This is a genomic window from Halomicrobium sp. IBSBa (genome assembly GCF_017612575.1).
GTDB lineage: Archaea > Halobacteriota > Halobacteria > Halobacteriales > Haloarculaceae > Halomicrobium.
The window spans coordinates 1-202 of record NZ_JADPQC010000085.1 but is presented as its reverse complement, the minus strand read 5'-3'; the positions used below and the strand labels follow the sequence as shown (position 1 = coordinate 202).

The 202-nt window shown below is 61.4% G+C and carries 1 pseudogene; it reads right to left on the bottom strand.

The window, feature by feature from the left end:
* Positions 1-202, bottom strand: a pseudogene (locus IL252_RS17560) (hypothetical protein); the annotation flags it as partial.

The following is a 202-nucleotide window of genomic DNA, read 5'->3' as shown; positions in this document are numbered from 1 at the left end:
GGAAGCCACCACCGCCACCGCCGCCGAGATCCTGTTCGCGAGCTTCCCACTGTGCCCGCTCGTAGGCCAGGTTCTCGTACAGTTTGGTGAGCTGGGTGGTGTTCACGTCGGCGGTCTCGTAGGTCGTCTTCTCGATGGTGACGTTCTGTCGACGTTCCCCATCAGTGGTCTCGATCGACCGAATCTCGAAGGGAGTCGTCAG